Genomic DNA, 17,219 nt, shown 5'->3' with positions numbered 1-17,219 from the left:
CCACCTGCCACTGAAAAAATGCCAATGGCCTTAACTTTTCTTAACTTAATGAGATTGCCCACTAGGGGTGTGACTATCATCCAAACAATTTTCTAAACCCAAATTTTGTATCTTAGAAAAGCTATTTTGTATTTATGGATGCTTACAATATCATTGTATTAATAATAATTTTTGTTGGAGGTATTACCCTGGGCCTTTTTGTTTGGAAAAAAGTCGGCAATAAAAAAATCATAAACCCAGAAATTCCAGATGTGGCACTAATTAAAAATGTTCTACATGAAAAAGTTTCATTCTTCAATAAACTAGACCTACAGCAACAAGAAACTTTTATAAATAGAGTTTCTTATTTTTTGCATACCACCAAGATTTCTCCAGAAAAAGGAGCAGTCGTAAATGATGAACATAAAATATTGATTGCTGCCAGCGCAACAATTCCACTGTTCCACTTTCAGAATTGGTCATATGAGAATCTGGATGAAGTACTAGTCTATCCAGGCACGTTCAATGAAAAATACAATACTGAAGAAGATAAAAGAAATATCTTGGGAATGGTAGGAGATGGTGCAATGCACAGGAAAATGATTATTTCGCTCCCTGCATTGATGTCTGGATTTAATCATGATGGCGATTACAACACCGCTATACATGAATTTGTACATCTAATCGATAAAGCCGATGGAGAAGTAGATGGAGTCCCAGAATATCTGATCCCCAAAGAGTTAATCCAACCCTGGCTCGAAGAAATGGAATCTACAATTGCCGCAATAAGAAGAGATAAATCCGATATCAGAGATTATGCCGCTACCAATCCAGCGGAATTTTTAGCAGTCGTCTCAGAATATTTCTTTCAAAAACCTAAAATGCTCAAGGAAGATCATCCCGAGCTTTATGATATGTTGAATGAAATCTATAACGGAAACAAAGATGAATTAAAATAAACCATATAGCTAATGGTCTGTTAATCATTATAAAAACTAATTGACATGGAATATAGAAATATTGGAGATAGCGAAATAAATGCTTCTGTCATAGCATTTGGTGCTTGGGCAGCAGGAGGTTGGATGTGGGGTTCAACTGACCGTAAAGATGCTGTTGAAGCAATAGTTGCCGCTTATGAAGTTGGTGTTACTACAATCGATACCGCACCTATTTATGGACAAGGAGCAAGTGAAGAAATCGTAGGTGAAGCATTAAAAGATATCCCAAGGGACAAAACCCAAATCCTAACAAAATATGGGATGCGCTGGGATTTGGAAAAAGGTGATTTCGCTTTCCATAGCAAGAAAAACAATGGCGAAGAAATTGAAATCTATAAGTATGCTGGGAAAGAAAGCATCATATACGAATGTGAACAGAGTTTAAAAAGATTGGGGACAGATTACATCGACCTTTATCAAATCCATTGGCCAGATTCGACAACACCATTAGACGAAACCTTTGAGGCTGTAGTCCAATTGATGGAGCAAGGTAAAGTAAGATATGCAGGTGTTTGTAATTACAATGCCCAACTAATGGCAGAAGCTGAAAAAACTGTACCGCTTGTTTCTAACCAGATCCCATTTAGTATGGTCAACAGGGGAGTAGAAGAAGAAACAATACCATACTGTATTAAACACAACAAGGCAGTACTTGCATATAGTCCTCTAGAACGTGGCTTGTTGACAGGAAAGATAAAACCGGGATATGAGTTCCAAGAAGGGGATCATAGGGCATCACATCCACACTTTCAACCTGACTTTATCGAAAGAACCAATGTGCTCCTTGAAAGAATCAAACCCTTAGCAGATGACAAAGCTGTAACCCTGGCTCAATTGGTGCTGAGATGGACAATTGAAAGACCCGGCATAACCATTGCCCTTGCAGGAGCAAGAAATGCTCACCAGTCAGTCCAAAACGCAAAAGCAATGGACTTCAACATCAGCCAAGAAGAAATAGATTTTATTAATGCCGTCGTAGACGCCTTTTAGAATCTTTAGATATGAGATGTGAGATATGAGACACCTTTCCAATGTCTTATGTCTTATGTCTTATGTCTATCGATTTATATCTAGCTTACATCCCTCAAAACCAAAATCTTGCCCTCAGGGCTGAATTCAAATATTGATTTCCCTTCCAATTTGATCTTATCCCCTGTTTTTAAACTCTCGGAGATATCAATTGCCAAAGTAGCTACATAGTCAATGGTCACTTCAGTGCTGTTCTCATGATGTGTAATGGAAGTAATTTTCTGTTGACGCTGTGAAAATAAGGATTTAGCCTGCTCCGCCTGATGAATAAAGTCAGGTTTGCCAATTAGGCTATCTGTTACATTGCCATTGGATATATTTTCAAACTTGATATTATCATCTAAATCTGCAGTCATTTTTTCTATGTCAAAGCTATTGTAGCCAGCAATATAATTTTCGATAATCTCTTCTCTACTTTTCATGAATATTCTCCTCAGATATGGTGGAAAAATAAAGATAAGGTAAATATCTTTTAATCTTTGACTTATACATTCTTTACGGAATTTTCAAGCCAAGGATGATTATTAAATAAATGTTAAGGTTAAAAATCCCGGAAAATCCCTATTATTTATGAGGCTTAAATTTGTAATTTGCTTAAAGATTTGTTCCGATAATGATTTCAGAATTGGTTGTTTAAAATAAGATAGATGAATTACGAAGAGTTAGAGCAGTTGTTTTATGCCGGAGAATTAGATTTATGTATTAAAGAAGGTGAAGAATATTTATTAGACCATCCAGAAGATACCGATGCCTTATTTCTTATGGCGGTGGCGCATCATGATAGTGCATATGAAGAAGGACATGAGGCAGCCTATGATGCCATTAAACAGTTTGTAATACCCTACTTGAAGAGGGTATTGAAATATGAACCTAATAATTCTCGAGTATTGTACAATATTTTGAATTATCCACTCGGTAATCAATACACACTTGAGCAGATAGCGAGACCTAGAAAACACCTAACTGAAACTAATAAAGAAGAATACCTCGATTATGCCCATCGATTAATGCAAGATCCATTGAATCGGGTGTATGGTCATGATTTTAAAATCAAGATTTATGAAATATTGGACAATAATGAAGATCTATTAAAGAGCTTAGACGAAGCTATGGCACTTTTTGAAATAGAATTCAAAGATAGTCGAGATCTAAGAGATCGAAATATTTCAATCTGTTGGATGAAAAAAATCTATTTATTGGATCGAACAAATATGCTGGATAAATCTGACTTAATTCATCTTATTGATTCAGGTATTTACAATTTCGTGAGCCCGCATGACATGGAATATCTAGATCTTGCCGAAATTGCTTTCGAAGGAAATGCTTGGGATGTTGCACTGAAAGTGCTGCTCAAATTGATCAAAGGTGATAATCATAGTCAGGAAGTAATCGATGCTTATGGAAAATGGCATAAAAGGTTTAATGAGCAAATCGAACTCGGATATCAAAACTCAGAAGTATTCTATTACCAATTAATAATCGAACGTAATTATCCTGAAGTACTGGGTGTGCCTGAAGATTTTTATTACCATCATGGGCTGGAGATCAAGGATAAGTTTCCAAATAATTTCGCCGCCAGCCATTTCGTAGGTACATACTTATATGAAATGGGAGATTTTGATGAGGCATATATAGTTTTAAAGAATGGAGTGTCGGTAAATCCAGATGTTACGACCTGGAGAAGAATGGTAGAGTCACAGTTTTTATCGACAGGGCTGGTAGAACAGGATGTACCACAGTTTTCAAGTTTGCCACGCGATATCTATAATGAAGGGGTGAACCTAGATGACTTTCTAAAGAACATGGCCGATGATTCGATTAAGGAAAGTCTGAGAACCTTGGATGCTAAAATCTATCAACAATCCCTTGATTCTTTCAGAAAGTATTTTGAAGAATTTAAATATGAAAGTGACTTCTATGGAGATGAACATTGTTGGGCTATGTGCTGTAACAATCTAAGCATCGTATATACTGCTCTGGGAAGATTTGATGAAGCAATTTCGGTAGCTCAAGAAGGATTGAACCATTCTGACTTCTCTGAACTCCACCATAGCTTAATTGATGCTTTACTGCAAAAAGAAGACTACCAGGAAGCTCAACATGCACTCGAAAATTATTTCAGTTTATATGATGAACAAACAGCATCATTTTATAGACACCTACAACACAGAGCGGATTGGGTAAATGTTAGCCATAAGCTGGGAAATGCGGAAGATGTAAATAAAGATGCTGAAGAATTATTGTTCCAGATTTATGAGCATTATCAAGAAAACCCAGATATATCGGATTATGACTTCAGAGATTTTGAAGCCGCCAAGAACACCGTGGAAGTAGTGTTGTATCAGGAAAATGAACATCGGTCAGCTCAGGAAAGGAGAGATTATTACTTAGGGCTCGCCGAAAAATATCCTGATGAAGCAAACCCTCAATTCAACTTAATGCAAGCTTTCAATGAATTGGAAGACTATCAAAATGTAAATAAATCTGCAAGGTTGTATCTCGAAAATAAACAGTCCTTTCTTTTAAATAGCTTCGATAAAGCAAAAACAATCTATATGATTGTGAAAAGTCATTTTCTAGTTACCCAACTTCGGGAAGGGGCTGCAATGTTTACTGAATATAATGAATTCTGTTTTGAAGCTCTTGAACCATCAGAATATGTACTTTGGTTAAGTTATGGTATTAAATTATATGACAAATTAGACAACCTATCACAAGTCAATGCGCTAGTTGATCGATTTCAAGGAATTTATGCAGAAAAAGAATGGGCATATGATAGTTTGTCGGAAGAGGTACTGTTGTCAAAGGCTCATTGCAATTATGTAAACGGAAATCTAAAAGAAGCTCATAAGATATTAAATTACGTTCTATCCTATGATGATCACAATCCGATTGCCGAAGATTTTAAACAAAATTGGAAAAAGCCAGGACTCTTCTCAAAATTCAGGTTTTAAGTTACATTTAATATTTTAAAATTAATAATTATTTAAATTAAATTAATAAAAATTTTATATTTATTTTTGCGAAATTAATGATGAATTTAAGTATATAAATCCTTGAGAGCCCCTTTAAATAAAGGAGCATATGACATGTTGTTAATATCTTAAATTTTTAGAATTAATTTTTAATTTAATAAATCAATTGTTAATGAATAATTCTGAACTATCAAAGGTGATCGACATTATGAGATTGCCTTTGATATTCTTTGTGATAATTGCTCATCTGGTTCCGTTCACATTACCGGTTGTACATTTTCCCAGCAATGCCAATGTACTCTATACATTGATCTCTGAAACTTTTTCCCATCACCTGGCGAAACTTTCCGTAAGGTGCTATTTCTTGGTTTCTGGCTATTATTTCTTCAATAGGTATAAAGATGACTTATTAGCATTCTTGAAAAGGCAGTTTAAGAGTAGGTTTAGAACTCTGCTGATTCCGTATGTTGTTTGGAATGTATTGACAGTAATTGCTGTGTTTTTCAAAAATTATACTTTCAATTATTTAGGGATGCCATTGGATGACCATGTTTCAATATTGGAAAAGGGAAATCTGTACAATATTTTTTGGGGTCTGCCCGCCAATTTTCCCCTTTGGTATATCAGGGACCTGCTCTGTATGATAGTCTTGTCACCATTGATTTATTTTTTTATAAAATATTTAAAACGATATGGAATAATCATTCTGGCTGTTTTGTACGTTGGAAGTTTTGATACCAATGTGCCAGGGTTGAGTTTAACGGCAATTTTCTTCTTTTCTTTAGGAGCTTACTTCTCAATCGAGAAAAAAGATATTTTATACGTATTCAATAAGATTAAAAGTCCTGCTTATCTTTTAATGATTTGCTTTCTTGTTTTATCATTAGCAAATAATGGTCAGCAATATCAAGAATATTTTTTACGAATATTTATTTTAACTGGAGTAGTGTCCATTTTCAACCTTTTTTCTTATCTGAGTGAGCGGTTCGCTGTAATGAATTTATTGCAAGGATTCAGTTCACTTTCTTTTTTTATATATGTTGTCCATGAAATATATATCATCAATTGGTTAAAGGGGTATTTCTATGGATTGACGATGTATGAAAATGGCGGAGGAAAGATCTTAATCTATTTTGCAATCCCATTCTTATGCCTGGCAATTTGCGCTGGGTTGTATTATTTATTGCTAAAAATAGCCCCAAAATTATTGGTGTTCTCCTTGGGAGGTAGGATGCCAAATTATAATAATAGGGAAAACGATCGTGAGAAAAGGATTGAAAGTCACCATTAGCTTTTCGTTCAATTGAAACTTCCGAAACCCTATTTCAAACATTCGCTAAAGAATAAACCTGGAAAAATTCGATAAGTTCTACAGATATCCTGTTTAGTATATCCGAATAAACTCTCCAATCCGGCACCAACGCCAGTTCCTGTCGAGCTTCATTTGACATGGACTAATTGGGTTTTCTCTAAAATAGGAGCCCATCTAATTGACTGTTGAGTGTCTGATTCAAAATTTATGAATATACCATAGGCTATTTGTAATCTGCAAAAAAGACTCCAAAGAGTACTCTGGCTTTGGTAATATGAAAAATGGAATGCTCAACCCAACATTTAACAAGTAGAGTTGTGAGGGGTTATTACAACTGAACTGAAATTAGTGCTTTCTCCTGAAAGCAACTCTCAGTTTTAATTACCAATACTTTAATCGAAAGTAAAAGGTGTGAGAAGACTTGGGCCGAGAAATGAATAAGTATGGTTGTAGAAATACCTGGTTTTAGGTAGTTTAAGATTAAAAATGTTCTTATATAATCAAAAGCAATGACAGTGGAATATTGAACCATAAATAAAACGTGAACGTGTTAAGGATGGTTTGAAAATAATATGGATTATGAATTTCTTTTAAATTTGTAGTGCTTATATATTGAACATTGTTTGGAGCTTAAATTGTGATTGATAAATGTCATTATTTACTCTGATGGCTGTCAATTGGATAATTAGGTAATCAGGTTACTTTTGTATGGGCAGAGCTCTTTAATAATTGTGTTTTGTTTATTGATTAATACCATAGGTTTAAATGAATATTTTAAATGTCATAACTGTAAGAAATTGGGTCATAATTTCACTGATCAACTTTTTTATAGTGGGCTGTTTGGGTTTGTTGATGCGTGTAAAATTTTTATATCCATTTTTTTGGATAGATCAAATGAACTTATTGCATTCTCACTCCCATTTTGCTTTTACGGGTTGGATAACAACCTCTTTGATTGTCTTCTTCTTTGCTGCAGCTCGTGAAATAAATCACAGAGGAACTTTTACTCACCATCAACAGCTATTGCTATTGGCAAATCTACTTATATCCTATGGAATGTTAATAAGTTTCGCGATTTCGGGATATTCTGTACCTTCTATTGTCCTTTCTTTTCTATCTGTTGTAATCTCTTATTGGGTTGTATATTACGCTTGGAAATTATTGTCAAAATCCCATTTTACTAAAGGAATAAGATTGATATTTAAGGCTGCATTTGCATTCAATTTGATTTCGAGCCTAGGGACTTTCGCTCTTATTTTTCTAAAGGCCAGCCATAACCCAGATGTGTTTTTTCAAACCTCATCCATTAATTTTTATTTGCATTTTCAATATAATGGATGGTTCTTGTTTTGCTGTTTAGGGTTGTTCTTAGATTTTCTGTACAGGGAATACGAAAAGGAATATATCTCTGTTTCTATGATTCGAGGCTATTTAATAACAGTCTTTCCAACCTATTTTCTATCTATTAATTGGTTAAGAGAATTTTCATCTCCGGTTTTGGTGCTCGTTTTTTTGGCTGTCATTGGACAGTTGGCAATATGGATAAAACTTATTTGGAAAATTTCCAGAGTAAATTCTTTTATTCACCATCAATACTTGAGTAAAATCTTGCAACTGGTTATTTCTTGTGTGGGTATGGGTTTAGTATTGAAGTTGACACTTCAAGGTATTTCATTATTACCTGGCATCAGTGAAATAGTATACGGATTTAGGCCTATTGTTGTAGCGTACCTTCATTTGGTTCTGCTAGTCGTGATTTCTATGTTTCTTGTTGTGTATTCTGTTTTAATCTTGGATAAAGTAGGGGTTGGTACTTTTAAATTAGGGATATGCGTGCTGTTGATAGGGGTTTGGCTGAATGAAGGAATCCTTGCAGTTCAAGGATTATCGGGTATCATGAAGTTAAATATCAATGGTTCACATCATGCCCTTTTAATCTTGTCGGCTTGTATGGTCTTTGGGATAGGAACAGTACTTTATAGCTGTTTTCAGAAAAAGGCAATGTCACTCCTCAATTAAAAAAGCGACAGTAATTTGTCGCTTCTAAATATTTAGTACAATCATAATTACCAATCGATATATCTTGTGCCATCATATTTTTTATCCATTGCTAATATTTTTACTGATATTTTTGGTGAAATTTTGCTTAACCTTATGCTGTTCCCATTTCAATTGTTTTATATTCACGCCAATTATAAGGGCTTTTAATTCTTTTTAATTTAATTTTTAAAACATTAGCATTGTTGATATCGAATTGAAAGATCGTTATTATATCATACATAATTAGGATCAAAAATTAGGTTATCCATCCTTTTTTCAATCTTGATTTTAATAGAGTCTTCACAGTTAATATCACGAAATCTTGTGGCAAGGCCAATAAAGCTCCTGATTTAGTCATTTTAATAAATTATATTTAATTATCTGAATTTTTGTAGTCCATTTTGATTTGTTATATCAATTAGTTTACATTTTATAAACAGAGTTTGCCTTCGACAAGGGAAAGAGAGATCTACGGTCCACATTTGGACTATTTAACTATCTTATAGGTCTCGGGGACCGTAAATGAAAAGGGTATATAAAATTATTTTCCCATATCCTGAGCAGACCAACTGGGCAAAAATCGCAAAAATGTCACGATATGCTCTTTGTAGACATCTTTATCAATAACAAAAAAAAATGCACCTTTTTTAGAATTTTCCCTGTCCTTTTCCTTGAGCTTGATTAATAGATTGGAAGATAAAAGCTTTCGATTGAAATTCCTTTTGTCTATGACAATTTCATAAACAGCTTCATAGAGATTGGAGATTTGAGGGAGTGTGAACTTCTCGGGCAACAATTCAAAAAGAATGGGGTACAATGCGGCTTTGCTTCTCAATAACCTCTTTGCGGTATTGATCATATCAACATGGTCAAAGATCAATTCAGGATATTCGTCAATCGGAAACCATTTAGCTTTGAATTCTTGGCTGTTTATATGTTGATATTCTCTAATGTCTATCAACGCAAAATAACTGATGCTTACAACTCTGTCCATTTTCTCACGATGAGGTTTACCGAAAACTGCAGACTGCTCCATGTAAACATCCTGAAGTCCCGTCAGTTTAAAAAGAATTCTCGATGCTGCCCCATCAGGACTTTCATCGGGCTGGACAAAACCTCCCATCAAACTCCATTTGTTGATTTCGGGCTCGAACCCCCTCTTAATAAGTAATATCTGTAATGATTCACCATTGAATCCAAAAATAATGCAATCAACAGCAAGCAGTGTTTTAGGTTCATCTTTATAATGTTCCATGTATAGATTTAAAATTTAATTGATGTCCTAAAGTCATTTTGTCAATTTGAAGTTTAGACAAGTCCTTAATTTAATAAAAAAATATAAAATTCAATTGGTAGAGGATGTAAAATTTTAATGACCAGGTTATTTATTTTTTTTTAAACTTAAAAATTTATTTTTAAAACAGTTCTATTTATTACTTTTAAACATGTCTGTAACAGGACAATTACATATATTAATTGTAAAACTTAATCGAATATGCTTTCTATTTTAAATATTAAATGTTAACTTGAATCTACAAGTTGTTGATTTAGAAATTGATTGCTTCTTTTATATCCAATCTCAGATATTACTTGAGACTTTCAATATAAATGAATTTATAATAACCATTTGTAAATAAAGAAAACCTTAAACCTAGAGCGTAAAGTGTTACTGCTCTAAAATAAATTAAAGTAACCGTATTGAGAATTTTTAATTACCGATTATAAAATAGTTTGTGTTTATAATGGGTAGGTTATTCGGATAATAAGGTGAATTTTAATCTTACTTGAGCTTAGTTATGATGTTCGGAAAACTGCATATTTCAAGAAATAAGCTGGTTGTAATAAGTTTACTTGTTGCAGGGTCCACATTTATTGCCATTCTATTTCCTCAATGTCAATCCAACGATTCCAATTCTGCGAGCAACTATAAATTGCCAAAATATGTGGATTATAATTATGATATAAAACCCATATTATCTGATAAATGCTATGCCTGCCATGGTCCTGACAACAATACTAGAGAGGCAGGACTCCGGCTGGATACCGAGGAGGGGGCATACAAGGCATTGGCCGAAAGTCCAGACAAGCACGCAATTGTTCCTGGCAAACCACATATTAGTGAGGCTTTCCTCAGGATTACATCAGAGGATGAATCTATTAAAATGCCACCTACTTCAGCAAATTTACCTTTGACAAATTATGAAATAGACCTCATTGGAAGATGGATTGAGCAAGGAGCAGTGTTTAAGCCGCATTGGGCATTTACCGCACCTGTAAAACCTGAAGTGCCAGTGAATGAGGATTCTGATTGGGGAAGTAACAGTATAGATAATTTTGTATTGGCAAAAATGGAGAATGCTGGTTTTGAACCGAATCCTCAAGCTGATAAAAACCGATTGCTAAGAAGAGTGAGCTTAGATTTAACTGGCCTCCCTCCTGATGAAAAATTAATGGACAAATTCCTGAATGATACTTCCGCAGCTGCTTACGAAAGATTGGTTGATGAATTGATTGCAAGCCCCGCATATGGAGAGCAAATGGCTCTACATTGGATGGATGTAGCAAGATATGCCGATTCCTACGGTTATCAAGACGATGATATCAGGACGCAATGGCCATGGAGGGATTGGGTTATCCATGCTTTCAATGAAAATATGCCATATGATCAATTTGTTACTTGGCAATTGGCTGGCGACTTGTTGCCAAACCCAAATAAAGAACAAATATTAGCCACCGCATTCAACAGAAACCATAAAATTACCGAAGAAGGTGGTGTGGTAGAAGAAGAATATCGGGTGGCATATGGCCTCGATAAAACAAATACCTATGCTAAAGGTATTCTAGGCATCACAATGGAATGTGCTCAATGCCATGACCACAAATATGATCCATTCACCCAAAAGAATTACTACGGCATGTATGCCTTTTTTAATAATTCAATGGAGAAAGGGTTGGAGGGCTTAGTAAATTCTGGTCCATCAAAAACTCCGCGAATGACCGTCACGCAAGAAGATCTGAAAGGCATTTTAAATTTCATCAATAAATGGGATGACCAAGAAGAGGTTTCGGTTTCGGTCATGGGTGAAAGAGATAGTATCCGACCAACATTTATTCTTGACAGGGGCCTTTACGATTCGCCTACTGAAAGGGTTTATCCACAAACCCCCGAGTCGGTTTTACCTTTTGACAGCACAAAATATGCATCCAATCGGCTCGGTCTAGCACAATGGACCTTCAGCAGTAAAAATCCACTGACAGCAAGAGTATTTGTGAATCAGATGTGGGCCATGGTTTTTGGTCGGGGGTTGGTGGCTTCAGTAGCTGATTTTGGGAATCAAGGGGATTTGCCAAGCCATCCTGAATTATTGGACTGGTTGGCCGTAGATTTCCAAGCGAGTGGCTGGGATATTAAACGCTTCATGAAGCAGCTCGTCATGACTGAGACGTACAAACAGTCTTCGGAAATTAATAAAAAACATTTAGAAAAAGATCCCGAGAACATTTATTTGGCAAGGTCAAAGCGTATAAGACTGCCGGCCCAAATGATTAGGGATCAAGTTTTGGCAACTAGTGGGCTGTTGAACAGGACCATTGGCGGACCAAGTATAAAACCGTATCAACCGGATGGAATTTGGGAGGTGAGCAGTTCTGGACGTGGTGCTCTGGCACAATATGTTCAAGATCATGGCAAGGATCTTTATCGGAGGGGATTGTATGTGTTTATAAAATTGACCTTGCCGCCTCCCAATATGCTGATTTTTGATGCTAGTAACCGTGATGTCTGTGAGGTGCAAAGACAAAGGACCAACACCCCTTTGCAAGCATTGGTGATGATGAACGATCCTGCCGTCTTGGAAGCCGCTCGTATCCATTCAGAAAACTTAATCTCCGATTCGCCCAATAAAGTCCAAAAAGACTATATACAGAAAGCATTCCGACAGGTGTTGTGCCGAAATGCATCCGAAAAAGAGCTTAATCTATTGGTAGAATATTATAACGAAGAATTGGATAGGTTCACTAAAAAAAGAGAGGATGCTTTAGCATTTCTGAAAGTCGGAGAAGCGCCAATAGATAACAATATTCCTCAGGAAAAATTGGCGGCATTAATGTCAGTAGTGCATGCCATCTATAATCTGGAGGAAACCTTGACGAAAGGATAAGATAAGTGTTGCTGTATTATTGATTGTTTGCAATGAGAAAGAAGATAGACTCAAATTTAGATAAAGAAGTAAAGGAAGCTCAGCTGTTCCAAAACAGAAGGCAATTTTTGTCGAGTCTGAGCATTGGGATTGGCAGTGTAGCTCTGGGTGCCTTATTGATTCCGGATTTGTTTTCAGGTAAAGCTGGGAGCCAAGAAGCATTTGAAAAAGCATTGCCGCATTTTGCTCCAAAAGCAAAAAGAGTGATTTATCTATTCCAATCAGGTGGGGTTTCTCAATTAGAATCCTTTGACTACAAACCAAAGTTAAGAGAGATGATGGGACAGGATCTGCCAGCGTCTATACGTGGGAATCAACGATTGACAGGGATGACTGCCGGACAGGCTACATTTCCATTGGTAGGTTCTTATTTTGACTTTGCTCAATATGGACAAAGTAGGGCATGGGTGAGTAGCTTATTTCCACATATGGCAAAAGTAGTAGACGACCTCTGTATTATAAAGTCAATGCATACCGATGCTATCAACCATGATCCCGCAATTACTTTTTTTCAAACAGGATCGCAACAAGGCAGTCGTGCAAGTATGGGAGCTTGGCTAAGCTATGGTCTAGGGAGTGAAAACCAAAATCTTCCTGGATTCTGCGTTCTTGTCTCTAAAGGAAAAGGCAATGGACAGGGAGTTTACTCTAAATTGTGGACGAATGGATTTTTGGACTCTGTTCATCAAGGAGTTCAATTTATGGGTGGGCCAGATCCCGTGCTTTATTTAAACAATCCAGAAGGTACGGATAAAATGAGCCGGAGGAAACTATTGGATAAATTGGCAGAGCTCAACAGTATGCAGTATGAAACATTTAAAGATCCTGAGATTACGGCGAAAGTCCAGCAATATGAGATGGCTTACAGGATGCAGACCTCAGTGCCTGAAGTAACAGACCTTTCAAAAGAGCCTGATCACATTATAAAAATGTATGGTCCAGAATGTCTGGTCCCAGGAACATATGCAGCAAACTGCCTGCTGGCGCGTAAATTGTCGGAGAATGGTGTTCGATTTGTTCAATTATATCACCAAGGGTGGGATCAGCATGGCGGATTGCCAGCAGAAATGGCCCTACAAGCCAAAGATGTCGACCAAGCATCTGCCGCTTTGATAACCGATCTAAAACAAAGAGGCCTTTTAGATGAAACATTGGTAATATGGGGCGGTGAGTTTGGAAGGACAAACTACTGCCAAGGTGGATTGACCTTCGATAATTATGGAAGAGACCACCATCCAAGGTGCTTCAGCATTTGGATGGCAGGCGGAGGAATTAAACCAGGGCTGGTATATGGAGAAACGGATGAAGTAGGCTATAACATCGTAAAGAATCCAGTTCATATTCATGATTTCCATGCTACTATTTTACATACATTGGGCTTGGACCACGAGAAATTGACTTATAAACATCTAGGGCGAAGATATCGTCTGACAGATGTTGCAGGTACTGTTGTGAAAGATATATTAGCCTAAAGGAAAAAGCTGAATGATCATCAAGAATTCTCATTTCAATGTGTTGATAGGCCTTAATAGCTTTATCCTGTTTTTCATTCTGTTCGAAAAAAGCATCCAAATTCCTGCTTTTCTTCAAGTGTTCGGAAGGATGCATCCCTTATTGCTACACTTTCCTATCGTACTATTGATTCTTTCTTGGCTGCTGTATCTATTTAGAAGACCATTAGAAAAAGAAATTCCAAATGTAAACAGATTTATCAATCTTATATTTTATGTAAGTGCATTAACAATTGCAATCACTGCAATTTTTGGCCTCCTTCTGTCGAAAGAAGGTGGATTTGAGGGAGAAGCATATTTATGGCATAAATACAGCGGTGTTGGCCTTTCGTTTCTAACACTTGGTCTTATAGCCTTTATCCGATTCAACATATCTTCGAAAAACCGTTTATTATTTACAGTGGGTATAAACCTATCCTTTATTTTGCTTTTGATTGTTGGACATTTCGGCGCCACTCTTACCCATGGAGAAGATTTTGTTTTTGCCCCAATGAGGGAAAAGAAATCTACTGAACTCAATTTAGAGAATGCAATGGTATTTGAAGATGCTGTATTGCCAATATTACAAGCGAAATGTGCAGGCTGTCACAATGCTGACAAAGCAAAAGGAGGATTAATATTAACAGATAGCAGTTCTATTTTAAAAGGGGGTGAAAATGGCAAAGTATTTACAGCTGGAAACGCGTTAACTAGCTTGATGATAGAGCGTATATTAATGGATATCGACAATGAACATCGAATGCCACCAAAGGGTAAACCACAATTAAGTATCGATGAGGTATCTTTGTTGAGATCATGGATCCAAAGTGGTGGAAAATTTGATGTGCCTCTCTCTGCTTTTAGAGAACAAGACACTTTATTTCAATCTGTAAAGGCAGTTTATGGTTTTGAAGGTGCGGAAAAATATGATTTCAGTCCTGCAAATGAAGAGAAAATTGCTGAGTTGAATACTCCATATCGGATTATCAATTCCTTGGACCAAGGATCCCCAGCATTGGATGTCAATTTTTATGGTAAAGATTTTTACACCAAGGAGTCACTTTCAGAATTGCTGCCAATTGCTGAACAGATTGTTTCCTTAAACTTGAGCTCAATGCCAGTTTCGAAGGAAGATTTACAAACTCTCAAAAAGTTCAAGAATTTAAGAATCCTAAATTTAAATAAGACCCAGCTATCGAATGACGATCTATCTCAGATCGATGATCTAAAAAATCTTAAAAGCCTTAGTCTGATTGGGACACAAATAAAATTAGATGGATTAAATAAAATTGTTGCTTTACCAAGCATACGGAAACTCTATGTCTGGAATACCGCTATTCAACCCAAGGAATTAGAGCAGATCAGGAAAGAGAACCCCAAAATAAATATTGATGCAGGTGTTCCTCAGGATAACAATCAGAAACTAGCTTTGACTGCTCCAAAGATAACTCCTAATCGTAGTTTCTTTCAGAACAAAACTTTAGTTTCCTTAAGTCATCCTATTCCAGGTGTTTCCTTGCGATATACCCTTGACGGTAGTGATCCTGACAGCTCTGGAGCACAGATTTATAAATCATCTATAACTATTGATAAAAATGCGTTGCTACGGGTTAAAGCAGATAAAGAAGGGTGGTTGAAAAGCCCAGAAGTAAGACAGAATTTTTATATTGCTATTTTCAAACCCGAGAGAATAAACCTCGAGACAAAGCCACATCAACAATATAAAGCCAGAAAAGGTGAAAGTTTCTTTGATCTTGAAAGTGGTAGTGATAACAATGCCGACGGTAGGTGGCTTGGGTTTCAGGGATCTGATATGTCTACTATATTGTCATTTGATAAGCCCGTTAAAATGGATACCATTGCTTTGAGCATTAAACAAGACTATAATCAGCATATATATCCTCCAGAATCCATTGAGATCTGGGCGGGACTAGATTCGTTGAACCTTAAATTATTGAAAAAAGTAAATCTCACCCTAGAAAAACCAGACAAGATTAAAAATAGACGGATAATCGCCTGCGATATTCCCCATCAAGAAGTTTCCTTTATCCGTTTGAAAACAAAACCTTATGCTAAGATACCTGAAGGATTTCCGGGTAACGGAAATCTTCCTTGGTTGTTCGTCGATGAGATTATATTGAAATAAAATCCCTAAACCCTCAAAATCTATATAATGAACAGAAAAGAATTCATTCAAAAATCCTCCTTATTGACAGGAAGTCTAGTTATTATGAAGGATTTGTTCGCAAAGCAAAAAGGTCCTGTTTATGGACACCATAATATGAAATACACCCTTGATACTGCATGGGCATCAAAACATAATCCAAAAGTAACTGTAAATGACTGTCATGAAATGGTTCAAGATAGTAAGGGCAGAATTTTCCTGCTAACAAATGATACGAAGAACAATATTATCATATTCAATAAAGATGGGGTTGTATTAGACAATTGGGGGCATGAATTTCCAGGTGGACATGGCTTGACATTGCACAATGAAAACGGAACCGAATATTTATATATCACCGACAATAATAAACATCAAGTATATAAAACAACGCTTGATGGAAAGATCCTATTGACCATTGACGCTCCATTGGATGTTTACAATAAAGCAGAAGAATTCATTCCTACTGAAACTGCCATCGATAGTAATGGTGATATTTTTATTGCAGATGGATATGGTGCACAACATATTTTGCATTATGATAACAAAGGAAAATTGCTGAATCGTTTCGGAGGAAAAGGAGAGAGCCATTCACATCTTGACAATGCACATGGAATCACTTTCGACAACAGAAACGGCAGAAAAACTCTACTGATTACAGATAGAACTAGGAACTGCTTTAAACGGTTCGATACTTCAGGCAAATTGTTGGAAATCATTTCTATGCCTGGAGCATGCGTGTGCAGACCAGTTGTAAAAGGTGAAAATATCTATGCTGCGGTATTGCGGTCTCCGAATATGGATTTAGCAAATTCAGGATTTGTAACTATCCTTGATAAGAAAAATAAGGTAATCAGCAATGTCGGAGGATCAAAGCCGGTATATTCAAAAGGGGTGCTAAACCAAGTCCAACAACAAGAAAAGATTTTTGCACACCCACATGATGTATGCGTTGATGATGACGAGAATATCTATGTGGCTCAATGGGCATCAGGAAAAGTATTCCCTTATAAATTAACTCGAGTCTAAGTAG

General features: G+C 36.2%; 11 protein-coding genes. 9 read left to right on the top strand and 2 right to left on the bottom strand.

From position 1 onward, the window contains the following. Positions 1-134: 134 nt before the first annotated feature. Together CRT24_RS07945 and CRT24_RS07940 are read left to right on the top strand one after the other, a co-directional pair. A complete protein-coding gene (locus CRT24_RS07945; RefSeq protein WP_099370706.1) occupies positions 135-938 on the top strand; it encodes a zinc-dependent peptidase in 804 nt (267 codons plus the stop codon). Positions 939-983: 45 nt separating this feature from the next. Then, the gene (locus CRT24_RS07940) at positions 984-1,967 is read left to right on the top strand and encodes an aldo/keto reductase (protein ID WP_099370705.1); all 984 of its coding nucleotides are present in this window, start codon (positions 984-986) and stop codon (positions 1,965-1,967) included. Between the two features lie 80 nt (positions 1,968-2,047). On the opposite strand, the gene CRT24_RS07935 is transcribed toward CRT24_RS07940, so the two are convergent. Continuing rightward, on the bottom strand, positions 2,048-2,428 hold the full coding sequence (locus tag CRT24_RS07935; RefSeq protein ID WP_099370704.1) for a nuclear transport factor 2 family protein: 381 nt from the start codon (positions 2,426-2,428) through the stop codon (positions 2,048-2,050). 225 nt (positions 2,429-2,653) lie between these two features. On the opposite strand from CRT24_RS07935, the gene CRT24_RS07930 reads away from it, so the two are divergent. The 3 genes from CRT24_RS07930 to CRT24_RS07920 all read left to right on the top strand — a co-directional run bounded on the left by CRT24_RS07930 (position 2,654) and on the right by CRT24_RS07920 (position 8,312). Then, positions 2,654-4,960, top strand: coding sequence for a lipopolysaccharide assembly protein LapB (locus CRT24_RS07930; RefSeq protein WP_099370703.1), 2,307 nt, complete (start codon positions 2,654-2,656; stop codon positions 4,958-4,960). A 193-nt stretch (positions 4,961-5,153) separates the two neighbouring features. Beyond that, complete coding sequence (locus tag CRT24_RS07925) at positions 5,154-6,272, top strand: acyltransferase (protein WP_099370702.1); 1,119 nt, start codon at positions 5,154-5,156, stop codon at positions 6,270-6,272. Positions 6,273-7,058: 786 nt separating this feature from the next. Beyond that, positions 7,059-8,312, top strand: a complete 1,254-nt coding sequence (locus CRT24_RS07920; protein ID WP_099370701.1) for a hypothetical protein — start codon at positions 7,059-7,061, stop codon at positions 8,310-8,312. A gap of 562 nt (positions 8,313-8,874) precedes the next feature. Here the strand turns inward: CRT24_RS07920 and CRT24_RS07915 are convergent. Further along, positions 8,875-9,588, bottom strand: a complete 714-nt coding sequence (locus CRT24_RS07915) for an NUDIX domain-containing protein (RefSeq protein WP_099370700.1) — start codon at positions 9,586-9,588, stop codon at positions 8,875-8,877. A 541-nt stretch (positions 9,589-10,129) separates the two neighbouring features. Here CRT24_RS07915 and CRT24_RS07910 point away from each other — a divergent pair. Genes CRT24_RS07910 through CRT24_RS07895 form a run of 4 tightly spaced genes read left to right on the top strand, consistent with a single transcriptional unit; the run spans position 10,130 to position 17,215 of the window. Continuing rightward, positions 10,130-12,493, top strand: coding sequence for a PSD1 and planctomycete cytochrome C domain-containing protein (locus tag CRT24_RS07910; protein ID WP_218962592.1), 2,364 nt, complete (start codon positions 10,130-10,132; stop codon positions 12,491-12,493). Between the two features lie 32 nt (positions 12,494-12,525). Then, positions 12,526-14,004 (top strand): DUF1501 domain-containing protein, encoded by a 1,479-nt coding sequence (locus CRT24_RS07905; protein WP_099370698.1) that lies wholly within the window; start codon positions 12,526-12,528, stop codon positions 14,002-14,004. A gap of 13 nt (positions 14,005-14,017) precedes the next feature. Continuing rightward, on the top strand, positions 14,018-16,168 hold the full coding sequence (locus CRT24_RS07900) for a c-type cytochrome domain-containing protein (RefSeq protein ID WP_099370697.1): 2,151 nt from the start codon (positions 14,018-14,020) through the stop codon (positions 16,166-16,168). Positions 16,169-16,195: 27 nt separating this feature from the next. Then, entirely contained in the window at positions 16,196-17,215 is a 1,020-nt protein-coding gene (locus CRT24_RS07895) for a 6-bladed beta-propeller (RefSeq protein WP_099370696.1), read from the top strand. Positions 17,216-17,219: the final 4 nt, after the last annotated feature.

It is taken from the genome of Sphingobacterium sp. 1.A.5 (assembly GCF_002734235.1).
In the GTDB taxonomy this organism is placed as follows: Bacteria; Bacteroidota; Bacteroidia; order Sphingobacteriales; family Sphingobacteriaceae; genus Sphingobacterium; species Sphingobacterium daejeonense.
Note: the sequence above shows the minus strand (reverse complement) of the source record. Positions and strands in the feature narration are given on the sequence as shown.

Bases quoted from the DNA above. Each gene is read 5' to 3' on its own strand.
- CRT24_RS07895 (WP_099370696.1), top strand. From the start codon at position 16,196: ATGAACAGAAAAGAATTCATTCAAAAATCCTCCTTATTGACAGGAAGT.
- CRT24_RS07915 (WP_099370700.1), bottom strand. From the start codon at position 9,588: ATGGAACATTATAAAGATGAACCTAAAACACTGCTTGCTGTTGATTGC.
- CRT24_RS07900 (WP_099370697.1), top strand. From the start codon at position 14,018: ATGATCATCAAGAATTCTCATTTCAATGTGTTGATAGGCCTTAATAGC.
- CRT24_RS07925 (WP_099370702.1), top strand. From the start codon at position 5,154: ATGAATAATTCTGAACTATCAAAGGTGATCGACATTATGAGATTGCCT.
- CRT24_RS07935 (WP_099370704.1), bottom strand. From the start codon at position 2,428: ATGAAAAGTAGAGAAGAGATTATCGAAAATTATATTGCTGGCTACAAT.
- CRT24_RS07940 (WP_099370705.1), top strand. From the start codon at position 984: ATGGAATATAGAAATATTGGAGATAGCGAAATAAATGCTTCTGTCATA.
- CRT24_RS07930 (WP_099370703.1), top strand. From the start codon at position 2,654: ATGAATTACGAAGAGTTAGAGCAGTTGTTTTATGCCGGAGAATTAGAT.
- CRT24_RS07945 (WP_099370706.1), top strand. From the start codon at position 135: ATGGATGCTTACAATATCATTGTATTAATAATAATTTTTGTTGGAGGT.
- CRT24_RS07920 (WP_099370701.1), top strand. From the start codon at position 7,059: ATGAATATTTTAAATGTCATAACTGTAAGAAATTGGGTCATAATTTCA.
- CRT24_RS07905 (WP_099370698.1), top strand. From the start codon at position 12,526: ATGAGAAAGAAGATAGACTCAAATTTAGATAAAGAAGTAAAGGAAGCT.
- CRT24_RS07910 (WP_218962592.1), top strand. From the start codon at position 10,130: ATGATGTTCGGAAAACTGCATATTTCAAGAAATAAGCTGGTTGTAATA.